Source organism: Streptomyces sp. H39-C1 (genome assembly GCF_027158125.1).
GTDB lineage: Bacteria > Actinomycetota > Actinomycetes > Streptomycetales > Streptomycetaceae > Actinacidiphila > Actinacidiphila fildesensis.
This window is the reverse complement of sequence record NZ_JAPVLS010000005.1, coordinates 118,773-142,723: the sequence shown is the minus strand read 5'-3', so window position 1 is coordinate 142,723 and position 23,951 is coordinate 118,773. Positions and strand designations below refer to the sequence as shown.

Sequence of the window (23,951 nt, the reverse complement as noted above, 5' to 3'; positions counted from 1 at the left end):
GGGGGCGGCCGTCGGCGCATAGGGGTGTCCGCCAGATGGGCGGGGGCCGTGCCCGGCGGTGACCCGACCTATCCTGGTCGGGTCGGACAGCGCGGTCCGCCCCACTCCGCCCATCCACCGGCGGGGAGATCAGCCGTCGCCCATCCCCCTGCACTAGGAGCCGCACCTGTGAGCAGCGCCGACAACGCAACGGACAGCCCAGCCCTGCGCGCCGACATCCGCCGGCTGGGCGAACTCCTCGGCGGAACGCTCGTCCGCCAGGAGGGCCAGGAGCTACTCGACCTCGTCGAGAAGGTGCGGGCCCTGACCCGCTCCGACGGCGAGGCCGCCGCCGCCCTCCTCGGGAAGACGGACCTGCAGACCGCCGCGAAGCTGGTGCGGGCCTTCTCCACCTATTTCAACCTGGCGAACGTCACCGAGCAGGTGCACCGCGGCCGTGAGCTGCGCGCCCGCCGCGCCTCCGAGGGCGGTCTGCTCAGCCAGACGGCGGACCTGATGAAGGACGCCGACCCGGACCACGTCCGCGAGACCGTCAAGCACCTCAATGTGCGGCCGGTGTTCACCGCGCACCCGACCGAGGCGGCCCGCCGCAGCGTGCTGAACAAGCTGCGCCGCATCGCCGAGCTGCTCGACGCGCACCAGGACGGGACCGGCGACCGCCGCCGCGCCGACCTGCGGCTGGCCGAGAACATCGACCTGCTGTGGCAGACCGACGAGCTGCGCGTGGTGCGCCCGGAGCCCGCCGACGAGGCGCGCAACGCGATCTACTACCTCGACGAGCTGCACGCCGGGGCCGTCGGTGACGTCCTCGAGGACCTGTCGGCCGAGCTGGAGCGGGTCGGTGTGCCGCTGCCGCCCGAGACCCGCCCGCTGACCTTCGGCACCTGGATCGGCGGCGACCGCGACGGCAACCCGAACGTGACCCCCGAGGTCACCTGGGACGTCCTGATCCTGCAGCACGAGCACGGCATCACCGACGCCCTGGAACTGGTCGACTTCCTGCGCGGCGCGCTCTCCAACTCGATCCGCAACTGCGGCGCAACCCCGGAGCTGCTCACCTCGCTCGACGCCGACCTGGCGGCGCTTCCGGAGATCAGCCCGCGCTACAAGCGGCTGAACGCCGAGGAGCCGTACCGCCTCAAGGCCACGTGCGTCCGGCAGAAGCTCGTCAACACCCGCGAGCGGCTCGCCGCCGGCAGCGCGCACGTCGCGGGCCGCGACTACCTGGGCAGCGCGGAGCTGCTGCAGGACCTCGCGCTCATCCAGACCTCGCTGCGTGCCAACCGCGGTGAGCTGATGGCGGACGGCCGGATGGAACGCACCATCCGCACGCTCGCCGCCTTCGGGCTGCAGCTCGCCACGATGGACGTCCGCGAGCACGCGGACGCCCATCACCACGCGCTCGGCCAGCTCTTCGACCGGCTCGGCGAGGAGTCCTGGCGGTACGCGGACATGCCCCGCGACTACCGGCGCAAGCTGCTCGCGAAGGAGCTGCGCTCGCGCCGTCCGCTGGCCGGCACCCCGGCCCCGCTGGACGCGGCCGGCGCGAAGACCCTCGGTGTCTTCCACACCATCCGCGAGGCGTTCGGGCGCTTCGGCCCCGAGGTCGTCGAGTCGTACATCATCTCGATGTGCCAGGGCGCGGACGATGTCTTCGCCGCGGCGGTGCTGGCCCGTGAGGCCGGTCTGATCGACCTGCACGGCGGCGTCGCCCAGATCGGCATCGTCCCGCTGCTGGAGACGACGGACGAGCTGAAGGAGGCGGACCGGATCCTCGACGAGATGCTCGCCGACCCGTCGTACCGCCGGCTGGTCTCGCTGCGCGGCGATGTGCAGGAGGTCATGCTCGGGTACTCCGACTCCTCCAAGTTCGGCGGTATCACCACCTCGCAGTGGGAGATCCACCGCGCCCAGCGCCGGCTGCGCGATGTCGCGCACCGCTACGGCGTACGGCTGCGGCTCTTCCACGGCCGCGGCGGCACCGTCGGCCGTGGCGGCGGCCCCTCGCACACCGCGATCCTCGCGCAGCCGTGGGGCACGCTGGAGGGCGAGATCAAGGTGACCGAGCAGGGCGAGGTCATCTCCGACAAGTACCTGATCCCGTCGCTGGCCCGCGAGAACCTCGAACTGACCGTCGCGGCGACGCTGCAGGCCTCCGCGCTGCACACCTCGCCGCGCCAGTCCGACGAGGCGCTGGCCCGCTGGGACGCGGCGATGGACACCATCTCGGACGCGGCGCACAACGCGTACCGGCGCCTCGTCGAGGACCCGGACCTGCCGTCGTACTTCTTCGCCTCCACCCCGGTGGACCAGCTCGCCGAGCTGCACCTGGGCTCCCGTCCCTCCCGCCGTCCGGACTCCGGCGCGGGCCTGGACGGGCTGCGGGCCATCCCGTGGGTGTTCGGCTGGACGCAGTCCCGGCAGATCGTCCCGGGCTGGTTCGGCGTCGGCTCCGGGCTCAAGGCCGCGCGGGACGCCGGCCTCGGCTCCGTCATCGACGAGGCGCACGCCAACTGGCACTTCTTCCGCAACTTCCTGTCCAACGTCGAGATGACGCTGGCCAAGACGGATCTGCGGATCGCCCGGCACTACGTGGACACCCTGGTGCCCGACGAGCTGAAGCACGTCTTCGACACCATCGAGGCCGAGCACGCGCTCACCGTCCAGGAAGTGCTGCGGATCACCGGTGAGAAGGAGCTGCTGGCCGGCGACCCGGCGCTGGCGCAGACGTTCCACATCCGCGACCAGTACCTCGACCCGATCTCGTACCTCCAGGTCGCCCTGCTCTCGCGCCAGCGCGAGGCGGCCGCCCGGGGCGAGGAGGCGGACCCGCTGCTGTCACGTGCCCTGCTGCTGACCGTCAACGGTGTGGCGGCGGGTCTGCGCAACACCGGCTGACCCGGCACCGGGCACGGCACAGGACAGGTGAAAGCCCCCGGACGCGACGTCCGGGGGCTTTCGCCTGCTCAGCTCTTGCGGTGCCCGATCAGGCGCGGCTTGGGCTCGATGCCCGACAGCCCGTTCCAGGACAGGTTCACCAGGTGGGCGGCGACCTCGGCCTTCTCGGGCCGCTGCGGCGCGTCGAGCCACCACTGGCCGGTCAGGGCCACCATCCCGACGAGCGCCTGGGCGTACATCGGCGCGAGCTTGGGTTCGAAGCCGCGGTTCTTGAACTCCATGCCGAGGATGTCCTCGACCTGGGTGGCGATATCGCTGATCAGGGACGCGAAGGTGCCGGTGGACTGCGCGACCGGCGAGTCCCGGACGAGGATCCGGAACCCGTCGGTGTACTGCTCGATGTAGTCGAGCAGCGCGAACGCCGCCTGTTCCAGAAGTTCCCTCGGATGGCCGCCGGTGAGAGCACTGGTGACCATGTCCAGGAGCCGGCGCATCTCGCGGTCGACCACGACGGCGTAGAGCCCTTCCTTGCCGCCGAAGTGCTCGTAGACCACCGGTTTGGACACCCCGGCCTTATGGGCGATCTCCTCGACCGAGGTGCCTTCGAAGCCGCGTTCGGCGAAGAGCGTGCGGCCGATGTCGAGCAGTTGCTCGCGGCGCTCCTTGCCCGTCATCCGTACCCGGCGCACGCGCCGAGCGTTCGTACCCGTCGTTCCGTCCGGGCCCTCGCCGCTCGTACTGCTGCCGTCGCTCACGCGTCAATCATGCCGCTTCACTGACGCTCTCCTTACGCCGGGCGGCGATCCGCTCCTTGCTGGGCCACCGGACGTCACTCGCCCAGCCGAGCTGTTCGCACCAGCGGATGATGCGGGCGCTGGAGTCGAGCTGGCCGCGCAGCACGCCGTGCCGGGCCGAGGTGGGCTCGGCGTGGTGCAGGTTGTGCCAGGACTCGCCGCAGGACAGCACGGCCAGCCACCACACGTTGCCGGACCGGTCACGGGACTTGAACGGGCGGTCGCCGACGGCGTGGCAGATCGAGTTGATCGACCAGGTGACGTGGTGGAGCAGGCCCACCCGGATGAGCGATCCCCAGAAGAACGCGGTGAACGCGCCGGTCCAGGTCATCGTCAGCAGTCCGCCGACGAGCGGCGGGATCGCGAGCGAGACGAGGGTGAAGAGCAGGAACTGCCGGGAGATCATCCTGATCGCCGGGTCCTTCATCAGGTCCGGCGCGTACTTCTCCTGCGGGGTCCGCTCGGTGTCGAACATCCAGCCGATGTGGGCCCACCACAGGCCCTTCATGAGGGCCGGCACGGTCTCGCCGTAGCGCCACGGCGAGTGCGGGTCGCCGTCCGCGTCGGAGTACTTGTGGTGCTTGCGGTGGTCCGCGACCCAGCGCACGACCGGGCCCTCGACGGCCAGCGAACCGGCGACCGCGAGCGCGATCCGCAGCGGGCGCTTGGCCTTGAAGGCGCCGTGCGTGAAGTACCGGTGGAATCCGATGGTGATGCCGTGGCAGCCGATGTAGTACATGCCGACCATCAGACCGAGGTCCAGCCAGCTCATCCCCCAGCCCCAGGCCAGCGGGATCGCGGCGACGAGCGCCACGAAGGGGACACCGATGAAGGCGCCGAGGGTGATGCGCTCGGTCATCCCCTTGTTGTCGCCACCAAGGGTGGCGAGGGTTACGAATTGGCCGGGCCCGGGGTCTCGGGGCTCGGTGATCACGTCGGCCTGTGCGGTCATGAGGGTCCCTCACCGGGGGTGTATGGGGGGATTTACTACGGAACCGTAACCTACGGCGACGTAAGTATGTCAGCGTCGCGTCAACAGGCAATAGGCCCGGAGGGCTGACGCCCTGTAGCTCGTGTACCCCGGAACCTCGTCGCGTTCACGTGGTCGCTTGCGGCATAGTAGGGACGCGCAGGCGCGCTCAGGCGTGTCGGTCCGCCGTGGTGTAATTGGCAGCACCGGGGCTTTTGGTGCCCTTTGTCCGGGTTCGAGTCCTGGCGGCGGAGCTTGTGGTAGCGGGTCCCGGTCTTCACGGCCGGGACCCGCCCGTGTTTCCCCGCCCATACCCCCCGGTATCCTGCGGGTGTCCGTCACCCAAAGCCGAGGAGCCCCTTCCGTGAGCCCCAACCGCCCGGCTGCTGTCGTCGTCCTCGCCGCGGGTGAGGGCACCCGCATGAAGTCGGCCCTCCCCAAGGTCCTGCACGCCATCTGCGGGCGCACCCTGGTCGGCCATGTCGTGGCCGCCTCGCGCGCGCTCGACCCGGAACACCTCGTCGTGGTCGTCGGCCACGCCCGCGAGCAGGTGGGCGCCCACCTCGCCGAGATCGACCCCGCCGCCCGCACCGCCGTGCAGGACCAGCAGCTCGGCACCGGGCACGCGGTCCGGATGGCGCTGGAGGCGCTGTCGGGCCAGGGCGTCGTCCTCGCCGGCACGGTCGTGATCACCTGCGGCGACACCCCGCTGCTGACCGCCGGAACGCTGCGCTCCCTGGTCGCGACGCACGAGGGCGACGGCAACGCCGTCACCGTGCTGTCCGCCGCGGTGCCGGACCCGGCCGGCTACGGCCGGATCGTGCGGGCCGCCGACGGCTCGGTGTCCGGGATCGTCGAGACCAAGGACGCCAACGAGGCCCAACTGGCCATCGCCGAGATCAACTCCGGGGTCTTCGCCTTCGACGCGCAGCTGCTCGCCGACGCGCTCGGCAAGGTCACGACGGACAACGCGCAGGGCGAGGAGTACCTCACGGACACCCTCGGCATCCTGCGCGAGGCCGGCCACCGGGTGGGCGCCGCGGTCGCCGCGGACCACCGCGAGATCGCCGGGATCAACAACCGGGTGCAGCTCGCCGAGGCCCGCCGCACGCTCAACGACCGGCTGCTCAACGAGGCGATGCTGGCCGGCGCCACCATCGTCGACCCGGCCTCGACCTGGGTCGACGTGGCCGTCGAGTTCGCGCCCGACACCTTGGTGCTGCCCAACACCCAGCTGTACGGGGCCACCAGCCTGGCCACGGGCGCCGAGGTCGGCCCGAACTGCACGCTGACCGACACCACCGTGGGCGCGGGCGCCCAGGTGAGCAACACGGTCGCGCAGAGCGCCGAGATCGGCGAGCACGCCACCGTCGGCCCGTTCGCCTTCCTGCGCCCCGGCACCCGGCTCGGCGCGAAGGCGAAGGCCGGCACGTACGTCGAGATGAAGAACGCGACGATCGGCGAGGGCACCAAGGTGCCGCACCTGTCGTACGTGGGCGACGCGACGATCGGCGAGTACACGAACATCGGCGCCGCGAGCGTCTTCGTGAACTACGACGGCGAGGTCAAGCACCACACCACGATCGGCAGCTACTGCAAGACCGGCTCCGACAACATGTTCGTGGCGCCGGTCACAGTCGGGGACGGCGCCTACACCGCCGCGGGCTCCGTGATCACCAAGGACGTACCGGCCGGTTCGCTGGCCGTAGCCCGTGGCCAGCAACGGAACATCGAGGGCTGGGTCGCCCGCAAGCGCCCCGGAAGCGCCGCCGCGGAGGCCGCCGAACGAGCCGGTCAGGGTGAGTAACGGCACTCCCGCCGGGTCACGACCCGCCCCGGCGGGGCGTACCGTAAGAGATGCACAGAATGCCGCAGGTTGACGTCCACAGGACGAACCCGCGAACTGAGTCTTAACTGAGTCTTCACGGGGGTTGCCCCCGAAACCCCCGTAGACCCGTACAACCAAGGAGACGGTGTGACCGGGCTCAAGACGACCGGTGAGAAGAAGCTGATGCTCTTCTCCGGACGCGCTCATCCGGAACTCGCGGAGGAGGTGGCCCACCAGCTCGGTGTCGACCTCGTCCCGACCAAGGCGTTCGACTTCGCGAACGGCGAGATCTACGTCCGCTTCGAGGAGTCCGCGCGCGGCAGCGACGCGTTCGTGATCCAGAGCCACACCGCTCCGATCAACAAGTGGATCATGGAACAGCTGATCATGATCGATGCGCTGAAGCGGGCCTCCGCCAAGCGCATCACCGTGATCCTGCCGTTCTACGGCTACGCCCGCCAGGACAAGAAGCACCGCGGCCGCGAGCCGATCTCGGCCCGGCTGATGGCCGACCTGTTCAAGACCGCGGGTGCCGACCGGCTGCTCGCCGTGGACCTGCACGCCTCGCAGATCCAGGGCTTCTTCGACGGCCCGGTGGACCACCTCATCGCCCTGCCGCTGCTGGCGGACTACGTGGGTGCCAAGGTTGACCGCTCCAAGCTCACCATCGTCTCCCCGGACGCCGGCCGCGTCCGCGTGGCCGACAACTGGTGCGACCGGCTCGGCGCCCCGCTGGCGATCGTCCACAAGCGCCGCGACCCCAACATCGCGAACCAGGTGACGGTCCACGAGGTCGTCGGTGACGTCAAGGGCCGCATCTGCGTGCTCGTCGACGACATGATCGACACCGGTGGCACCATCTGCGCTGCCGCGGACGCCCTGTTCGCGAACGGCGCCGAGGACGTCATCGTGGCGTCGACGCACGGTGTGCTCTCCGGCCCGGCCGCCGACCGGCTGAAGAACTCGCAGGTGAGCGAGTTCATCTTCACCAACTCGCTGCCGACCCCGGGCGAGCTGGAGCTGGACAAGATCACGGTGCTGTCGATCGCCCCGACGCTCGCCTCCGCGATCCGCGAGGTCTTCGAGGACGGCTCGGTCACCAGCCTCTTCGACGGCGCCTCGCACTGAACCATTGATCGACCGCGTCCGGTCCTGACCGGACGTTGATCGATTTCGTCAAGGCCTCCCCGCCGGGTAGACTCCTGGAGTTTGCTCGGCGAGGGAGGCTTTTTCGTCTCCGTTATCGGCGCGCTCCTCGTAAGTGGATCGGCCCCCGTCGTGGGCCGGGCGACATGTGTCCCAGCCAGTCGTCTCTTTACGAGGAGTGATTCTCATGTCCGCATCCGAGGTCAAGCTCAGCGCCGAGGTCCGCACCGAATTCGGCAAGGGTGCCGCCCGTCGTGCGCGCCGCGCCAACCTGGTCCCCGGTGTCGTCTACGGCCACGGCGCCACCCCGGTGCACGTGAACCTTCCGGGTCACGCGCTGCTGCTCGCGCTCCGCACCAAGAACGTCCTGATCAGCCTCGAGGTCGAGGGTGAGACCACCTTCGTGCTCCCCAAGGCCGTCCAGCGTGACGCCATCAAGGGCTTCCTCAAGCACGTCGACCTGCTCACCGTGAAGCGCGGCGAGAAGGTCAACGTCGAGGTGGCCGTGCACACCGAGGGCGAGCTCGCCCCGGGCGGCGGCCTGCTGGAGCACGTCCTCAACGCCCTCCCGGTCGAGGCCGAGGCCACCCACATCCCGACCTCCGTCTCCGTCTCCATCGAGGGCCTGGAGGCCGGCGCCGCCATCCTCGCGAAGGACATCACGCTGCCGGAAGGCACCGTGCTGACGATCGACGGCGACACCGTCGTCATCCAGATCGTCGCCCCGCAGGCCGAGGAGCCGGCGGACGAGTCCGCCACCCCGGCCGGCGAGACCACCGAGGCCTGATCCTCCTGGCCTCCGCTGTCCCGTACCGCCGTCCCGCTCCCACCGGAGCGGGGCGGCGGTTCGGGTTGCGACGTCAGTGGACTTGAATGGACGGCATGAGCATGAGCAGTTCACCCGCCCCCGAGGGGCCCTGGCTGGTGGCCGGGCTCGGCAACCCCGGCCCCGAGTACGCCGGCAACCGGCACAACATCGGCTTCATGGTGGCCGATCTGCTCGCGGAGCGGATCCGCAGCAGGTTCAAGACCCACAAGAGCCGCGCCCAGGTGGTCGAGGGCCGGATCGGCGGACAGCGGGTCGTGCTGGCGAAGCCGATGACGTTCATGAACCTCTCCGGCGGGCCCGTCACGGCACTGCGCGACTTCTACAAGGTGCCCACCGCGCAGATCATCGCCGTCCATGACGAACTGGACATCGACTACCCGACACTGCGGCTGAAACTGGGCGGTGGCGACAACGGCCACAACGGCCTGAAGTCGATCACCAAGTCGCTGGGTCCCGACTATCTGCGGGTGCGCTGCGGCATCGGACGGCCGCCGGGCCGGATGGATGTGGCGGCCTTCGTGCTCAAGGACTTCTCCTCGGCCGAGCGCAAGGAGCTGGACTGGTTCGTCGACCGCTCCGCCGACGCGGTCGAGGCATTGATCTCGGACGGCCTGGAGCGGGCCCAGAGTACGTACAACAGCTGACTCCGGCCGCCGTCGGCCGCGGCGGTTGACTCCATGGCGTGTCATGGCCAAAGATCGCCCGCATGGTCAAACGGAGCCGGTCCCGCCGGATGGCGGAGAGTGCCTGGGGCGTGCTGCTCGTCGGCAAGGCCGTGATCCTGTCGGCGGCGGTCGCCCTGCTGCTCGCCTCGGGTGTGTGGGTGTCCTGGGGGACGGCCCAGCACGTGATGCTCTCCAAGGGCCGCGAGCGCGGCACCATGACGGTGGCGGCCTGCGGCGACAAGACCTGCACCGGCCCCTTCGCCCCCGCCGGGGCCGCCACGGCGCGGCCCCGGGTCACCATCACCCGGTCCGTCACCCACCGCACCGGCGAGAAGCTCAAGGTCGCCGTGGAACCCGGCACCGACGACGTCGTACGCACCGGCTGGGCCGGCGTGCTGTACGCCTGGGTCCCGCTCGGCGGCGCCCTCCTGCTGGCCGCCCTGGTGCTCGCGGGGGGCCTGCGGATGCCCCGCAGCGCCTGGACGGCCGGCCTGGCGGGCGCGGCCCTGATGGTCGCCGCCTTCGCCCTGCTGTAGCGGGCGCCTGCGCAGCGCGCCGCTCAGGAGGGGTCGGGCTCCAGGAACTCCAGGCGGTTGCCGAACGGGTCGTCGGAGTAGAAGCGCCGGTGCCCCGGGAGGTTGTCGTCCCACACGACGGTCGCGCCGCGCTCCTCCAGCCGCCGGGCGTACGCGGTGATGCCGTCGACCCTGATGCCCGGATGCGCCTTCCTGGCCGGGCGGAAGCCCTCCTCGACCCCGATGTGGATCTGGGCCGCGCCGGAGCCGAACCAGCAGCCGCCCCGGGCGGCGAGCACCGGCGGCTTGGGGAGTTCGGTCATGCCGAGGACGTCCCCGTAGAAGGCGCGCAGCGCGTCCTCGCTGCCGGGCGGTGCCGCGAGCTGTACGTGGTCGAGAGCGCTGATCACGCGGCCACCCCTGCCTTGCGCGCGACGACGAAGATCCGCCGGAACGGGAAGACGGTGCCGTGCGGACCGGCCGGATACGCCGTGCGCAGCAGCTCGCCGTACTCGGCGAGGAACTCCTCGCGGGCGGCGGCGTCGTTCCCGAGCGCGGTCAGCACGGGGCGCAGCGCGGTGCCCTTGGTCCATTCGAGCACCGGGTCGGGGCCCTGCAGATGGTGCAGGTACGTGGTCTCCCAGACGTCGGTCTCGCAGCCCAGGCAGCTCAGGCGCTGGAAGTACTCCTCGGGTTCGAGGGTGAGCACGCGGCGGTCGGCGCGGCCGCCCAGCCGGGCCCGCCACCTCGGGGACGCGCACAGCTCGGCGAGCAGCACATGGCTGGGAGCGTCGTAGTTGCCGGGGACCTGGAACGCGAAGGTGCCGCCGGGGGCCAGGTGGTCGAGCCAGTCGGGGAAGCGCTCCGCATGGCCCTCGACCCACTGCAGGGCGGCGTTGGCGATGATCAGGTCGTAGGTCTCGTCGGGAGCCCAGTGCGCGGCGTCGGCGGGCCGGAAGTCCAGCTGTCCGCCGCCGGGGGTCGGGCCGGCGTAGGCGCGGGCCGCGTCCAGCATCTCGGGCGAGTTGTCGAAGCCGGTGACGCGGGCGGCCGGCCAGCGGCCGCTCAGCAGCGTGGTGACATTGCCGGGACCACAGCCGATGTCCGCGATGCGCGGCGCCTGCCCCGGGAGGGCGGGCACCCGGGCGAGCAGTTCGTGGAAGGGGCGGGTGCGGTGGTCGGTGTGGTGCAGGTACTGCTGGGGGTCCCAGGCGGGTGCTGCTGCCGGCACGTTTCTGCCTCCCTGACGGATCCGGTGGATCTGCTGACGTCCTCTACGGTGCCTCAATTTTTATCTTGACGTCAAGAGACTTCATATCGACAGAACCACTACACTGATCGTCATGGAGGACGAGGTCGACCGGCTGGTCGCTGCATGGCGCCGAGAGCGCCCCGACCTCGACGTGGAACCACTCGAGGTGCTCAGCCGCGTCAGCAGGCTGGCCCGGCACCTGGACCGGGCCCGGCGGCTCGCCTTCTCCGAGCACAGCCTGGAGCCGTGGGAGTTCGACGTGCTCACGTCGCTGCGCCGCACCGGCGACCCGTACCAGCTCTCCCCCGGGCAGCTGCTCACGCAGACGCTGGTCACCTCCGGCACGATGACCAACCGGATCGACAGACTCGCCAAGAAGGGCCTGGTGGAACGGCTGCCGGACCCCTCGGACCGGCGCGGGGTGCTCGTCCGGCTCACCCCCGAGGGGCGCGAGCGCGCCGACCAGGCGCTGGCCGGGCTGCTCGCCCAGGAGCGGTCCATCCTCGGTGAACTGACGGACCGCCAGCGCGGCGACCTCGCGGCGCTGCTACGACAGCTGACCGCTCCGTTCGACAACATCCCCGGCTGACGGGACCAGTTCCACCGGTCCGACGCCGGCCCGGCGCGCCAGCGCGACCGCCGCCAGCGTCGAGTGCACGCCCAGCTTCCCCAGCACGTTCTGCATATGGGTGCGGACGGTGTGCGGGGACAGGAACAGCCGCTCGGCGACCGCCTTGCGGCCGAGCCCCGCCACCATGCAGCGCAGCACCTCCTGCTCGCGCGGCGTCAGCGACTCCACCAGCCGTTCGCTCTCGGTGCGGTGCCGGCGAGCCGCGGTCAGCTCCCGCAGCACGCCCGTGAGCAGCGCGGGCGGCAGATGCGTCTCGTCGCGCAGCACCCCGCGCATCACGGCCAGCAGCCGTGACAGGGAACAGTCCTTGGCGACCCAGCCGGAGGCCCCCGCCTGCAGCGCGCGGGCCGCGCGCCGGGCGTCGTCCCGCTCGGCCAGCACCACGGTGCGCGTCGAGGGATGCTCGGCGCGGACCCGTTCCACCAGGCCGATCCCGTCGATCAGATGGTCCGGGATCGCGGGGGCGGCCGGGCCGCCCGGGTGGTCCGCCTGACGGGGCTCCGGCACGATCCGCGGCACCGCGGTCAGCGTTGCCGCGCCCACCGCGCCTCCCGGCGGGCGGAACACCGCACCGAGGTCGGCGTCCACCAACAGCACGTCGTACCTTCGGTTGTCGGCCACCGCGCGCTCCAGACAGCGCTGCGCGGCAGGGCCGCTGCCGGCTGCCGACACATCGACGTCCGGCTCCGCCGCGAGTGCGGCCGCCAGTGATTCGGCGAAGATCCGGTGGTCGTCGACGACGAGAACACGAATGCGTCCCACGGGCCCCACTCCCGGCATGTTGCTCTCCCCCACGGTTGGGGTTGCGATCGCATGGGATCCGGCGCCCGGAAACAGGATCTTCCACCGCAGTACCGCACGACCGCCGTCGTGCCCCGCCTGCGGTACCCGTTCCGGGTGCCGAATCCTTGCGTCTCGCCCCCTGATGGCGCCGGCCCCCACCGGCGCTGTGTCAGAAGCGTAGGGGCCGGGGACGCCAATAGCGCCCGATTGGCAGAAGTCGGCCGGTAGCAGCGGATGCATTCGGCCAACACGCGGGGCGCGCGGGAACGTTGGTGCTTCGGGTCCCCCGCTCTTTCCGGCCGGCCGGGGTTTGGGACGCCGGAACGCCCGGACAGCCGGCCGGTGGCCCGGCCGGCCGGACGACACGTGGCGGGCTACCGGCGGCGGGCGCCCGCCGACGGGACCGCCGTGAAGACCCGCGGCTCCCGGTAGCCGGCGGCGGCGAACGCCGAGACGACCGCCTCGGTGATCTTCTCCGCGGCGTCGCTCTCCGCGAAGACGATGGCCGAGCCGCCGAATCCGCCGCCCGTCATCCGCGCGCCCAGCGCACCGGAGGCGTTCGCGCTGTCCACGACGAGGTCCAACTCGGCGCAGGAGATACGGAAGTCGTCGCGCAGCGAGACGTGGCCCGCCGTCAGAACCGCCCCGATGTCCCGGGTACGGCCGGCGTCCAGCAGCTCGATGACCTGCTCGACCCGGTGGTTCTCGGTGACGATGTGGCGGACGAGACCGAGGATCGTGTCGTCCTGACCGCCCGCGCGCAGCCGGTCGAGGGCCGCGGCCAGGCCGTCGTAGGGGATGTCGCGCAGCGCGGGGACCCCGAGGGCGGCGGCGCCGGCCTCGCACCCGGCACGGCGCTCGGCGTACGAGCCGTCGCTGTGCGCGTGCTTGACGCGGGTGTCCACGACGAGCAGCCGCATCCCCTCCGCGGCGAGGTCGAACGGCACCTGGCGCTGCGAGCCGTCGCGGGTGTCCACGAACAGGGCGTGGCCCGCGGTGCAGCAGGCGGACGCCGTCTGGTCCATGATGCCGGTGGGCGCTCCGACGTAGACGTTCTCGGCGCGCTGGCACAGCAGGGCCATCGCGGGCCGTTCCAGGCCGAGTTCGTGCAGGTCGTCGAGGGCGAGAGCGGTGACGACCTCCAGCGCGGCCGACGAGGACAGGCCGGCGCCGGTGGGGACCGTGCTCTCGTAGTGGATGTCGGCGCCGGTGAGCCGGTGGCCCGCCTCGCGCAGCGCCCACACCACACCCGCCGGATACGAGGCCCAGCCGTCGTCCCTGCCGGGTGTCAGCTCGTCGAGCCGCAGTTCGACGATGCCGCCGGGCATGTCGGCGGAGTGCAGCCGCAGCAGGCCGTCATCGCGGCGGGCGACGGTGGCCACGGTGGTGTGCGGCAGCGCGAACGGCATCACGAAGCCGTCGTTGTAGTCGGTGTGCTCACCGATCAGGTTCACCCGGCCGGGGGCGGCCCACACGCCCTCCGGAGCGGTGCCGAACACCTTCTCGAACACGGTCACTTGGCGGTCTCCTGGTTCTCCCCGCGCTGGGCGAACGCCCAGGCGTCCCGGACGATTTCGGCGAGATCCGGCCGGGACGGACGCCAGCCGAGGACCCGGCGGGCCCGGTCGGCGGAGGCGACGAGTACGGCCGGATCGCCGCCGCGGCGCGGGACGGTGACCTCGGGGACCGGGTGACCGGTGACCTGCCGGACGGTCTCGACGACCTGGCGGACGGAGAAGCCCTCGCCGTTGCCCAGGTTGCAGATCAGGTGCTCGCCCTCGGCGCCGGCGGCCAGCGCCAGCAGATGCGCCTGCGCGAGGTCGGCCACGTGGATGTAGTCGCGGACGCAGGTCCCGTCGGGCGTCGGATAGTCGTCGCCGTAGACGGAGATCGCCTCGCGGCGGCCCTGCGCGACCTGGAGGACCAGCGGGATGAGGTGCGACTCGGGGTCGTGCCGCTCGCCGATCATCTCGCCGGAGAGCGAGCGGTACGCCCCGGCCACGTTGAAGTACCGCAGCGAGACGGCGGACAGCCCGTGCGCGGCGGTCTCGCCGGTGATCATGTGATCGACGGCGAGCTTGGTGGCGCCGTACGGATTGGTCGGCGCGGTCGCGTCGTCCTCGGTGATCGGGACGGACGCCGGCTCCCCGTAGGTCGCGGCCGTGGAGGAGAAGACCAGCCGGCGGACCCCGCACTCGCGCATCGCGGCGAGCAGCTCCATGGTGCCCGCCACGTTGTTGCGCCAGTACTTGCCGGGGTCAGCGACCGACTCGCCGACCTGCGAGGAGGCGGCGAAGTGCAGCACGGCGTCGTAGGAGGAGTCGAGCACCTTGCCCGCGTCCTGGATCCGCCCCTCGACGAAGTCCGCGCCCGCCGGCACGCCCTCCCGGAAGCCCGTCGACAGGTCGTCCAGGACGGTGACCCGGTGGCCGGCTTCCAGCAGGTGTGCGGTGACGACGCTGCCGATGTAACCGGCGCCGCCGGTCACCAGGACCTTCAGGGGGGTGCTCACTGGCTCGCTACCTCTCGCAGTCGCTGTGCCGCGGTTTCCGGGGGCACGTCGTTGATGAACACACTCATGCCGGATTCGGAACCCGCGAGAAACTTCAGCTTGCCGGAAGTGCGGCGGACGGTGAAAAGCTCAAGGTGCAACGCGAAGTCACACCGGTCGGCCGCCCCGAAGGGTGCCTGGTGCCAGCCCGCGATGTACGGCGTGCGCGGTTCGCCCTCCCCGAAGATCCGGTCGAAGCGCTTCAAGAGTTCCAGATAGACATGTGGGAACTCTGTGCGGGCGTCCTCGTCGAGCTGCAGCAGGTCCGGCACCCGGCGGTTCGGGTAGAGGTGCACCTCGTAGGGCCAGTGCGCCGCGTACGGGACGAACGCCGTCCAGTGCTCGCCCTCCAGCACGACACGGCGGCCGTCGGCACGCTCATCCGCGAGTACGTCGTCGAAGAGGTTGCCGCCGGTGCGTTCCCGGTGCTCGGCCAGCGAGCGCAGCATCAGCTCGGTGCGCGGGGTGATGAACGGGTACGCGTAGATCTGTCCGTGCGGGTGGCCGAGGGTGACGCCGATCTCCTTGCCGCGGTTCTCGAAGCAGAAGACCTGTTCGACGCCGGGGAGTTGGGACAGCTCGGCGGTGCGGTCGGTCCAGGCGTCGAGCACCAGTCCGGCCTGCTCGGGGGTGAGGTCGGCGAACGAGGCGTCGTGGTCGGAGGTGAAGCAGACGACCTCGCAGCGGCCGGCGTCGCCCGCGAGGGAGGGGAAGCGGTTCTCGAAGACGGCGACGTCGTAGTCGGCGGCCGGGATCTCGCTGAGCCGGCCGTCGCGCGACGGGCACAGCGGGCACTCGTCGGCCGGCGGGTGGTAGATGCGGCCCTGCCGGTGGGAGGCGACGGCGACGGTGTCGCCCAGCAGCGGATCGCGGCGCAGCTCGGCCGAGGTGGCGACGGCGTCCAGCAGGCGCCGGTCCACGGCGTCGCGCACCACGTCGTCACGGGAGTCGTAGTAGAGCAGCTCACGGCCGTCCGCCAGGCGGGTCGTCGTCTTCTTCACTCCGGAGACCCCTCATCAAACCTACTCAACATAACCGCGCACAATGAACCACAAAACAACAGTGACGTCAATGCACCAGCCAGGACCTGGCCAGATCGGTGAGTGAGGGCACGACGACATGCCGCTGCCCCCACACAGGGCGCGGGGGCAGCGGTGCGTGGAGCATCGGCCTGTGGAGCGTCGACGGGTGGAGCATCGGACCGCGGGCAGGGGGCTCGGGCCCCGGGCTACGGCGGCCCGGTCAGCCTCCGGAGGGGAAGCTCCCGGCCGCGACCCGGTCCAGCAGCCCGGTACGGGCCGCGAGCGCGGCGGCCTCCAGCCGGGAGCCGACGCCGAGTTTCATGAGCACCCGCTGCACATGGGTGCGCGCGGTGCTGGGGGCGATGCTCATCCCGGCGGCGATCAGCCGGGTGTCCTCACCCTCGGCGACCCTCATCAGGACCTCTATCTCGCGCGGTGTGAGCATCTGCAGCAGCCGGCTGCCCTCGTCGTCGGGCTCCTCCACCGGATTCAACAGCTCCGCGAACGCGCTCTGCAGCAGCTGCGGAGAGACCGCGACCTCACCGGCCCTGGCCTTCACCATGGCCCGCTCGACGCCCTCGATGCGCTCGTCCTGCCGCACATAGCCCGAGGCACCGGCCGCGAACGCCGCCGCGATACCGCGCGGGCTCGGCACCGGCCCGAGAACGACCACGGCCACCGCCGGCCGCTCGCGCTTGACCCGCGAGACGGTCTCGAACACCCCCGGATCGGCCGGGGACGACGTGCCGATCAGACACACCTCCGGCGACCTGCTCAGTACGAGATCCGCCGCCCCCGCCGCCGGCGAGGCTGCGGCGAGCACCCGGTGCCCGCGCAGTTTCAGTGCCGAGGCGAGCGCCTCCGCCAGCAGCCGGTGGTCGTCGATGACGACAAGACGTACGCCCATGTCGCGTTCCCCTATCCCCCTGAGGACCGATCGGGACCGGTCCCGGCGGCTCCACGTCCTGCCCCCACTTGTACGTAGCGCACGGCCCGCCCGTTGTCCCGGCGGTTGACCCACGGCGGGCCCGGGTCCAGGGCCTGTCCGGCCGATCACGAACGGCCCCTCCGCCGCCTGGCACGGCCCCTCGCGGCGTTGCCGAAACACCCATATACAACCGGTATGCGGGTGCTCCGGCGCCTTGCGAGGCACCGCACCAGACGACGTCTGGACCGCCCATGATCGGCCGGACAGGCCCTAGCCCCGGAAGCTACACGTTTGTTCGACGCGGCGCGCCCCTTACCGGTAAGAAGCACCCCTCAATTCCGAAATACCCGTCATTGATGGCCGGTTCACACCCGGGCGTCTCATCGTGCACAGGACGGGCCCACAACGGGACAGGTGTCTCGTTATGGGCCCGTCAGTGCGGTACTGGGGTTTTACCCCGGCCGGTGGCTCAGCTGAAGTCCGCGATCACCAGCGCCGACAGCGAGTCCCGGGCGGAGACGGTGACGCCGGTGAGGAAGAAGTGCCCGTTGTGCAGCCACGTGTAGCGGTACGTGTCCAGGAACTCGTTCTCGGTCTTCTTCGTGTCGGCGCTGAACACCATGTACGGCGTGTTCTTCTGCGTCGTCGGGTCCATCGCGTAGAGCCCGCCGGGCTTGTCGTACCCCGACTCCTGGTACGCGATGACCTTGCCGTTCTCGATGCCGACCACGGTCGACTCGCCGGAGACGGCCGGCTTGACGGTCCACAGGGGCTTGCCGGTCTTCAGGTCCACGGCTGCGATCTCGTTGGTCTGGCCGTAGGCGCCACCGTCCGCCTTGTGCGACTTCGTCGGGGTGTAGAGCGTCGTGCCCTGGATGGCGAAGTTGAAGCAGGGGCCCTCACCGGCGATCCGGCAGTGGATCCCGTAGTTGCCCTGATAGCCGCCGTTGCCCAGTGAGGTGTGGCCGACGAGCTTGCCGCCCTCCAGGTACATGAGGTCGGACATCAGGCTGTTGGTGGCGCCGATACCGATGACCACCGGGTCGGTGGACACGATGCTGGAGAGCTCGGTGCCCGCCGAGACCTGCCAGGACCAGCTGGTCTTGTAGGTCGTGGTGTCGATGCCCCGGACGAAGACGTCCTTGCCGCACTCGACCGAGACGACGAGCTGCTTGCCGCCCGCGTAGCTCTTGTCCTGGCAGCTGGACGCCGGGTTGGGCGCCCAGATCTGCGCATGGGTGCTGAGCTTGTACCCGGCGTAGCCGTGCAGCCAGGAGATCGCCGCGACATCGCCGCTGACCGCGACCGTCGAGTAGAGGAACGTGGAGCTGCTCGAACCCGGCGCGATGGGCAGCGGCACCTCCCAGAGCTTCGTGCCCTTGGAGATGTCGACGGCCATCAGCATTTCGCAGTTGGCGCCGAACTGGATCGCGACCCGGTTGTCGGAGACGTCGTCCGACGCCGGGCAGGACTTGCCGGTGATCGGGATCGACCACTTCTCCGCGCCGCCGCTGAGCGCGTACCCCTTCACGGAGTCCGGCAGCGTCTTGACGACGGTGTCGCCACTGAACCAGGTGTTGGGCACCCGGGCGGTGATCTCGTCCACGGGCGGCCGCGTGGCGGTCTTGCTCCAGCCCACCTTGGCGTTGATGACGCCCGTCGGCTTGCCGTCGTTGCCGCCGCTGGCGCCGCCGTTGGCACCGGCCGAGGTCTTGTCCGCGATCGGCTTCTTGTCGCCGTCGTCGCCCTTGGTCAGGAAGTACACGCCACCACCGATGACCAGCACCGCGGCGACCACCGCGGCGACGATCATGACGATCTTGCTGTTGCCGCCGCCCTGACCGCCACCCTGCGGCGGGTACCCGCCGGGCTGGGTGTAGCCACCGGGCTGCGTGTAGACGGTCTGCGGAGGCTGGCCGGGCGGCTGCCCCTGCGACGGGTAGCCGTACTGCGGCTGCGGCTGTTCGGGCTGCTGCGGCGCCGGCTGCGCGTACGGGTTCTGCCCCGGCGGGACCGGCTGCGCGTACGGGTTGTCCGGCACCTGGCCCGCGGGCGGGGCCGGCGGATACCCGTACGACTGCTGCGCGGGCGGCGGCCCCTGCTGCGGGTAGCCGTACTGCGGCGCCTGCGGCGGCGGACCCTGCGGGGGAGGCGGAGGCGGCACAGCGCCCTCGGGCTTCCCGAAGTTGGGCGGGTTGCCGGGCGGCGGGGGCGGCTGCGTCATCAGCAGGTCCTCATTCAGGCAATACCAGTAAGGGTCAGGTAAGCGGGAGTTCTCTTTCTATCACTGCGTCCCTGCCGCCCCACCTGCCGGTCCACGACCGTTACGCGCCCGCTACAAGCCCCACACGCCGGGGCGCGCACGCCCCGGCGTCGACAGCTCCGGCCGCCCTACTCGTCGTCCGCCAGCTCCAGCCAGCGCATTTCCAGCTCGTCGCGCTCGTCGCGCAGCGCGCGCAGTTGGGTGTCCAACTTGGCGACGAGGTCGAAGTCCGTCGAGTTGTCCGCGATCTGCGTGTGCACCTTGGCCTCTTCCTGGCCGATGCGGTCGAGCCGGCGCTCGACCTTCTGCAGCTCCTTCTTCGCCGCCCGCTCGTCCCGGGACCCGGCGGCTCCCGCCGCCTTGCCCTTCGACACGACCGGCGCGGGCGCCGAGTCCGCCGCGATACGGCGGCGGCGCTCCAGGTACTCGTCGACCCCGCGCGGCAGCATCCGCAGCGTCGAGTCGCCGAGCAGCGCCCAGACGTTGTCGGTCGTGCGCTCCAGGAAGAACCGGTCGTGGCTGATGACCACCATCGAACCGGGCCATCCGTCGAGCACGTCCTCCAGCTGCGTCAGCGTCTCGATGTCGAGATCGTTGGTGGGCTCGTCGAGGAACAGCACGTTCGGCTCGTCCATCAGCAGCCGCAGGATCTGCAGCCGGCGCCGCTCACCACCCGACAGGTCACCGACCGGCGTCCACTGCTTCTCCTTCGAGAAGCCGAACTGCTCGCACAGCTGGCCCGCCGTCATCTCCTTGCCCTTGCCGAGGTCCACGCGCTGCCGCACGCTCTCCACGGCCTGCAGCACCCGCCACGTCGGGTCGACCTCGCTGACCTCCTGCGACAGGTACGCGAGCTTCACCGTCTTGCCGACGACGATCTTCCCGGCCGGCGGCTGGTCGTCGCCGTGCGAGTACGCGGCCTGCGCCAGCGCCCGCAGCAGCGACGTCTTGCCCGCGCCGTTCACCCCGACCAGGCCGATCCGGTCGCCCGGACCCAGCTGCCACGTCAGGTGCTTGAGCAGCACCTTGTCGCCGCCCTGGATCGTCACGTCCTCCAGCTCGAAGACGGTCTTGCCGAGCCGGGAGTTGGCGAACTTCATCAGCTCGGCACTGTCGCGCGGCGGCGGCACGTCCGCGATCAGCTCGTTCGCGGCCTCGATGCGGTAGCGCGGCTTGCTGGTCCGCGCCGGGGCGCCGCGGCGCAGCCACGCCAGCTCCTTGCGCATGAGGTTCTGCCGCTTGCCTTCTTCGGTGGCCGCCCGCCGGTCGCGCTCGGCCCGCGCGAAGACGTAGTCGCTGTAGCCGCCCTCGTACTCGTGCACGTCACCGCGCTGCACGTCCCACATCCGGGTGCAGACCTGGTCCAGGAACCACCGGTCGTGAGTGACGCAGACCAGCGCGGAGCGCCGGGTCTGCAGGTGGCCGGCCAGCCAGGCGATGCCCTCGACGTCGAGATGGTTGGTCGGCTCGTCGAGCACGACCAGGTCCTGCTCGTCGATCAGCAGCTTCGCCAGCGCGATCCGGCGCCGCTCACCACCGGACAGCGGCCCGATCACCGTGTCCAGCCCCTGCGGGAACCCCGGCAGGTCCAGCCCGCCGAACAGCCCGGTCAGCACATCGCGGATCTTCGCGTCCCCGAGCCACTCGTGGTCCGCCTTGTCCCCGACCACCTCGTGCCGGACGGTCGCCTTCGGGTCCAGGCTGTCGTGCTGCGTCAGCACCCCGAGCCGCAGCCCGCCCACATGCGTGACCCGCCCGGTGTCCGGCTCCTCCAGCTGCGCGAGCATCCGGATCAGGGTCGTCTTCCCGTCACCATTACGGCCGACGACCCCGATACGGTCGCCCTCCGAAACGCCGAGGGAAACACCGTCGAGCAGCGCCCGGGTGCCGTAGACCTTTCCTACGGCCTCGACGTTGACGAGGTTGACGGCCACTTTTACTCCATGCTGGTGCGGAACGATCGATCTCCCAGGGTAGTCGCCACCACCGACCACCCCCTCCGCCCGCATCCATTGCCGGTAGCACCACACAGCGTGTGTTTTCGGTCACCCGGTGTGCCACTCGCAGGCAGGAGCGGTCCGCCGCTCGCTGCCGCCGCGCGAAACTGCCGCCGCGCGAAGTTGATCGAGCAAGTTCGCGCAAGTTGCTGTCGCGCGCCGGTGGGCGCGGTGCAAGCTCGTTGGCAGCGATCCCATCCGGCTCGCCAGCGGAGGACACCATGGCGTTACACCTGCTCGGCAAGGACCCGGAGAGCAAGTCCGGCGGCTCTCCCACCGTGTATCTCGATGACGAGACCCGACGACCGGCGATCTTGGGCCTCCATCGACTACGTACCCGGCGAAACGTCGTTCGAGGTGGATCAGTACGGCCCACGCCGCCTCTGGGACGAGGTCGGGACCGCCTACTCCTGGTGGTTGGAGAACGGCCGGCCGGAGCGCGACGAATTCGGCCTCACCGTGACGAAGACCGGCGGCCAGCAGGTCTGGCTACGCACGCCGGGAACGCCGGTCCCCACCGTCCGCTGACTGCACCCCAGGAATGCCGCAGGCGGGGCTACTCACCCCGGGGTGAGTAGCCCCGCTCATGCCGCCCGCCCGGTTGCGCCCTAGCGTCATCGGCATGACCATCCCCGTGAGCACACCGGCCGCCCGAACCCCGCTCCCACTGGTCCGCGGGCTGCTCGCAGTGCTGCTCGTCGTCGCCGGCCTGTTCACCTACCTGCTCGCGCCCATCTTCGTCATGGCGAGCGACTCGTGCTTCCCGGACTCCCACGAGGGCATCTGCGACCCCGCCCGCCAGAACCTCATCGTCCTGCTCCCCCAGATCGCCGCCCCACTGATCGTGACGGCCGGCCTGTTCGGCACCCTCCGCCGCAACGGCACGGCGGTGGCCGCCACGTTGGGTTTGGTCCTGCTCCTGGTGGTCTGGATCATCAACGCGACACTGGCCTCGTCCTAGGACCGGTCCGCCCCGGCCTTCAGGGCCTGGAGGAACGCGCGGAGCGCGGCGGGGGTGGTGCGGAGGATCACGTCGGGGTCGTCGCTCTCACGGAGGCGGATCGTTCCGTCGGAGGTGCGGGCTATGTAGAGGCAGTTCGCCCCCTGATTGCTGTACGAGGACTTCTGCCAGTCCATCGTGGGCATGCGCGCTCCTCAGCTCTCCTGTGCGATGCGGCGAATCAAGTCGCGCGACCTGTCGGGCTTGAGCGCGGACCCCTCCATCCGGTCCAGAACGGACCGGTACCACTGTAGAAGCGCCTCCGCGTCGAGAAACTCGCAGCTGTGATCGGTGTCGAGTTCCACGGTGTCCAGCTGCGGCACGGAACCGTAGGCGTAGGTGATCGGCTGGCCGGATGGTGTGAAGGACGCACTACCGAACGGGATCACCACGAGGGAGATGTGGTCGTGCTCGCTCATCTCGATGAGGTGAGCGAGCTGCGCTCGTACCGTGTCGGGCCCGCCCAGCCCCATCCGCAGCGCCGCCTCGTGGATGACCACGGAGTACGAGACCGGTTCGTCGCGGAACAGGATCGCCTGCCGCTTGATCCGGAACGAGACCCGGTGCTCCACCTCATGCGGCCGAAGCGCGGGGACACTCTGGCAAATCGTCGCGCGGGCGTGATCAACGGTCTGGAGCAGACCCGGCATGTGGATCGCCACGGCGACCCGGATCGCTGTTGAGTGGTGCTCCATCTCCGCCAGATCGAGCAACCCGACGGGGAAGGTCTCCCGGTACTCCTCCCACCAGCCGCGCGGGCGCTTCCCGGTCATCGCAACAAGCGCCTCGATCAGGTCCTCACCGAAACAGTTGTAGCCACGGGCCATCGCGTGAACCCGGTCGGCACTCACTGGGTGCCGGCCCGACTCGATGTTGCTGATGCGCGACTGGTTGACGCCGAACAGGGCTGCGGCGGCCGTCGCGGACAACCCCGCGCGCTCACGCAGTTTGCGCAGCTCAGCGCCGAGACGCTGCTGTCGCAACGTCGGAGTACTGCTGGGTGGCATCGCTGCGCCCTCCTCGATCCGTGCACAGTGCGGCGGGTCACCCACACGAGCGCATCCTGAATATATTCAAGTGAATCGCCGAATACTTCACAGTTAACGTCCTACAGTGTGACGCATGCCACTCGATGGCGCCGGAAGAGCACCGCCCCGCCAGGGGCGACACCGCCACCGGGCCACCCGACCGGAGGCGGTCCCCCATGCACAACGACAACAACGTAGCGGCGAACACGCCGCACCCCGACGACTTCTGGACGTACACCCTCCAACTCCCGCACGACGGCAGAGCCGTCCGCATCGCGCGGGCGACGGTGCGAGCCGTGCTGCTGACGTACGGGATCCCGCAGGTCACCGACGTGGCCGAGCTACTGGCGAGCGAGTTGGTGACCAACTCGCTGCTGTACTCCGACGGGCCGTCGTGGATCCGGCTGAGCAATCCGCGCACCACGCACGTACGGGTGGGTGTGTGGGACACCAACCCGACGATTCCGCCGCCGTTTCGCGGCGCACTGCACCCGCCCGGGCCGCCCGAGTGCGCCGAGCGGGGGCGGGGGCTGCTGCTCGTGCGGGAGTGCGCGGACCGGTGGGGCGGGTACGCGCTCGGCGAGGAAGTGTTCGGGGTGTGCGGGAAGTTGCTGTGGTTCGAGTTGGCCGCCTGATGGCGGAACCCGGCGATCCGCTCGTCGAGGCGGCCCTGCGGGTGACCGTCAGCGGGCTGGATCTCGCCGCGGCGGATCGGTTCGACCGCGAACTGAGCGCCGCGCGGCAGGAGGCGGAACGGACGGGCAGTGCCGCCGCGCTGGAATCCTTCCTGCACCGGTGGCGGGTGTTCATCGCGCTGCGGCGGCGCCCCGACGATCCGGGTGAGACCTGAC

General features: G+C 70.6%; 24 protein-coding genes and 1 tRNA gene. 12 read left to right on the top strand and 13 right to left on the bottom strand.

Translation table 11 applies throughout. The annotated features are described in order from the left end of the window. Positions 1-168 precede the first annotated feature (168 nt). Positions 169-2,898, top strand: coding sequence for a phosphoenolpyruvate carboxylase (ppc, locus tag O3W51_RS05545; protein ID WP_138354678.1), 2,730 nt, complete (start codon positions 169-171; stop codon positions 2,896-2,898). Between the two features lie 68 nt (positions 2,899-2,966). On the opposite strand, the gene O3W51_RS05540 is transcribed toward ppc, so the two are convergent. Continuing rightward, the gene (locus tag O3W51_RS05540) at positions 2,967-3,572 is read right to left on the bottom strand and encodes a TetR/AcrR family transcriptional regulator (protein ID WP_138354766.1); all 606 of its coding nucleotides are present in this window, start codon (positions 3,570-3,572) and stop codon (positions 2,967-2,969) included. A gap of 88 nt (positions 3,573-3,660) precedes the next feature. Then, entirely contained in the window at positions 3,661-4,644 is a 984-nt protein-coding gene (locus O3W51_RS05535; RefSeq protein WP_138354679.1) for an acyl-CoA desaturase, read from the bottom strand. A gap of 200 nt (positions 4,645-4,844) precedes the next feature. Between O3W51_RS05535 and O3W51_RS05530 the strand changes: the two genes are divergently transcribed. The 6 genes from O3W51_RS05530 to O3W51_RS05505 all read left to right on the top strand — a co-directional run bounded on the left by O3W51_RS05530 (position 4,845) and on the right by O3W51_RS05505 (position 9,666). Next, a tRNA-Gln gene (locus O3W51_RS05530) sits at positions 4,845-4,916 on the top strand. A gap of 110 nt (positions 4,917-5,026) precedes the next feature. After that, a complete protein-coding gene (gene glmU, locus O3W51_RS05525) occupies positions 5,027-6,469 on the top strand; it encodes a bifunctional UDP-N-acetylglucosamine diphosphorylase/glucosamine-1-phosphate N-acetyltransferase GlmU (protein WP_138354680.1) in 1,443 nt (480 codons plus the stop codon). A 168-nt stretch (positions 6,470-6,637) separates the two neighbouring features. Beyond that, positions 6,638-7,618, top strand: coding sequence for a ribose-phosphate diphosphokinase (locus O3W51_RS05520; RefSeq protein ID WP_138354681.1), 981 nt, complete (start codon positions 6,638-6,640; stop codon positions 7,616-7,618). 205 nt (positions 7,619-7,823) lie between these two features. Continuing rightward, positions 7,824-8,423: a 50S ribosomal protein L25/general stress protein Ctc gene (locus O3W51_RS05515; protein ID WP_138354682.1), complete on the top strand. Its 600-nt coding sequence runs from the start codon at positions 7,824-7,826 to the stop codon at positions 8,421-8,423. Between the two features lie 86 nt (positions 8,424-8,509). After that, complete coding sequence (pth, locus tag O3W51_RS05510) at positions 8,510-9,109, top strand: aminoacyl-tRNA hydrolase (protein WP_187144902.1); 600 nt, start codon at positions 8,510-8,512, stop codon at positions 9,107-9,109. 62 nt (positions 9,110-9,171) lie between these two features. Beyond that, complete coding sequence (locus O3W51_RS05505; RefSeq protein ID WP_138354684.1) at positions 9,172-9,666, top strand: hypothetical protein; 495 nt, start codon at positions 9,172-9,174, stop codon at positions 9,664-9,666. A gap of 23 nt (positions 9,667-9,689) precedes the next feature. On the opposite strand, the gene O3W51_RS05500 is transcribed toward O3W51_RS05505, so the two are convergent. Together O3W51_RS05500 and O3W51_RS05495 are read right to left on the bottom strand one after the other, a co-directional pair. Then, positions 9,690-10,055, bottom strand: coding sequence for a VOC family protein (locus O3W51_RS05500; protein WP_164294429.1), 366 nt, complete (start codon positions 10,053-10,055; stop codon positions 9,690-9,692). Further along, positions 10,052-10,876 (bottom strand): trans-aconitate 2-methyltransferase, encoded by an 825-nt coding sequence (locus tag O3W51_RS05495; protein ID WP_198359258.1) that lies wholly within the window; start codon positions 10,874-10,876, stop codon positions 10,052-10,054. The genes O3W51_RS05500 and O3W51_RS05495 overlap by 4 nt, the downstream gene beginning before the upstream one ends. A gap of 112 nt (positions 10,877-10,988) precedes the next feature. On the opposite strand from O3W51_RS05495, the gene O3W51_RS05490 reads away from it, so the two are divergent. After that, on the top strand, positions 10,989-11,486 hold the full coding sequence (locus O3W51_RS05490) for a MarR family winged helix-turn-helix transcriptional regulator (protein ID WP_138354687.1): 498 nt from the start codon (positions 10,989-10,991) through the stop codon (positions 11,484-11,486). Here O3W51_RS05490 and O3W51_RS05485 read toward each other — a convergent pair. The 7 genes from O3W51_RS05485 to O3W51_RS05455 all read right to left on the bottom strand — a co-directional run bounded on the left by O3W51_RS05485 (position 11,445) and on the right by O3W51_RS05455 (position 21,009). Beyond that, positions 11,445-12,290 (bottom strand): response regulator transcription factor, encoded by an 846-nt coding sequence (locus O3W51_RS05485; RefSeq protein WP_244809204.1) that lies wholly within the window; start codon positions 12,288-12,290, stop codon positions 11,445-11,447. The genes O3W51_RS05490 and O3W51_RS05485 overlap by 42 nt on opposite strands. Before the next feature lie 395 nt (positions 12,291-12,685). Continuing rightward, on the bottom strand, positions 12,686-13,828 hold the full coding sequence (galK, locus tag O3W51_RS05480) for a galactokinase (protein ID WP_138354689.1): 1,143 nt from the start codon (positions 13,826-13,828) through the stop codon (positions 12,686-12,688). Next, complete coding sequence (gene galE / locus O3W51_RS05475) at positions 13,825-14,823, bottom strand: UDP-glucose 4-epimerase GalE (protein WP_138354690.1); 999 nt, start codon at positions 14,821-14,823, stop codon at positions 13,825-13,827. Before galE ends, galK begins: the two co-directional genes overlap by 4 nt. Beyond that, on the bottom strand, positions 14,820-15,863 hold the full coding sequence (gene galT, locus O3W51_RS05470) for a galactose-1-phosphate uridylyltransferase (RefSeq protein WP_138354691.1): 1,044 nt from the start codon (positions 15,861-15,863) through the stop codon (positions 14,820-14,822). Before galT ends, galE begins: the two co-directional genes overlap by 4 nt. A 241-nt stretch (positions 15,864-16,104) precedes the next feature. After that, on the bottom strand, positions 16,105-16,791 hold the full coding sequence (locus O3W51_RS05465; RefSeq protein ID WP_138354692.1) for a response regulator transcription factor: 687 nt from the start codon (positions 16,789-16,791) through the stop codon (positions 16,105-16,107). A 490-nt stretch (positions 16,792-17,281) separates the two neighbouring features. Then, a complete protein-coding gene (locus O3W51_RS05460; protein WP_198359259.1) occupies positions 17,282-19,036 on the bottom strand; it encodes a DUF3824 domain-containing protein in 1,755 nt (584 codons plus the stop codon). A gap of 167 nt (positions 19,037-19,203) precedes the next feature. Continuing rightward, positions 19,204-21,009, bottom strand: a complete 1,806-nt coding sequence (locus O3W51_RS05455; protein ID WP_138354695.1) for an ABC-F family ATP-binding cassette domain-containing protein — start codon at positions 21,007-21,009, stop codon at positions 19,204-19,206. Between the two features lie 351 nt (positions 21,010-21,360). On the opposite strand from O3W51_RS05455, the gene O3W51_RS05450 reads away from it, so the two are divergent. Together O3W51_RS05450 and O3W51_RS05445 are read left to right on the top strand one after the other, a co-directional pair. Then, positions 21,361-21,600, top strand: coding sequence for a hypothetical protein (locus O3W51_RS05450; RefSeq protein WP_187144903.1), 240 nt, complete (start codon positions 21,361-21,363; stop codon positions 21,598-21,600). Positions 21,601-21,694: 94 nt separating this feature from the next. Then, positions 21,695-22,033, top strand: coding sequence for a hypothetical protein (locus tag O3W51_RS05445; RefSeq protein WP_138354697.1), 339 nt, complete (start codon positions 21,695-21,697; stop codon positions 22,031-22,033). Here the strand turns inward: O3W51_RS05445 and O3W51_RS05440 are convergent. Further along, positions 22,030-22,218 carry a DUF397 domain-containing protein gene (locus O3W51_RS05440; protein WP_138354698.1) on the bottom strand — a complete coding sequence of 63 codons (189 nt, stop codon included), beginning with the start codon at positions 22,216-22,218 and terminating at the stop codon, positions 22,030-22,032. The two genes, O3W51_RS05445 and O3W51_RS05440, sit on opposite strands and share 4 nt — an antisense overlap. 9 nt (positions 22,219-22,227) lie before the next feature. After that, the gene (locus O3W51_RS05435) at positions 22,228-23,079 is read right to left on the bottom strand and encodes a helix-turn-helix domain-containing protein (RefSeq protein ID WP_138354699.1); all 852 of its coding nucleotides are present in this window, start codon (positions 23,077-23,079) and stop codon (positions 22,228-22,230) included. A gap of 197 nt (positions 23,080-23,276) precedes the next feature. Here O3W51_RS05435 and O3W51_RS05430 point away from each other — a divergent pair, with 197 nt between their 5' ends. Both O3W51_RS05430 and O3W51_RS05425 read left to right on the top strand, forming a co-directional pair. Continuing rightward, positions 23,277-23,735: an ATP-binding protein gene (locus tag O3W51_RS05430; protein ID WP_138354700.1), complete on the top strand. Its 459-nt coding sequence runs from the start codon at positions 23,277-23,279 to the stop codon at positions 23,733-23,735. Beyond that, positions 23,735-23,950: a hypothetical protein gene (locus tag O3W51_RS05425; RefSeq protein WP_138354701.1), complete on the top strand. Its 216-nt coding sequence runs from the start codon at positions 23,735-23,737 to the stop codon at positions 23,948-23,950. Before O3W51_RS05430 ends, O3W51_RS05425 begins: the two co-directional genes overlap by 1 nt. Position 23,951: the final 1 nt, after the last annotated feature.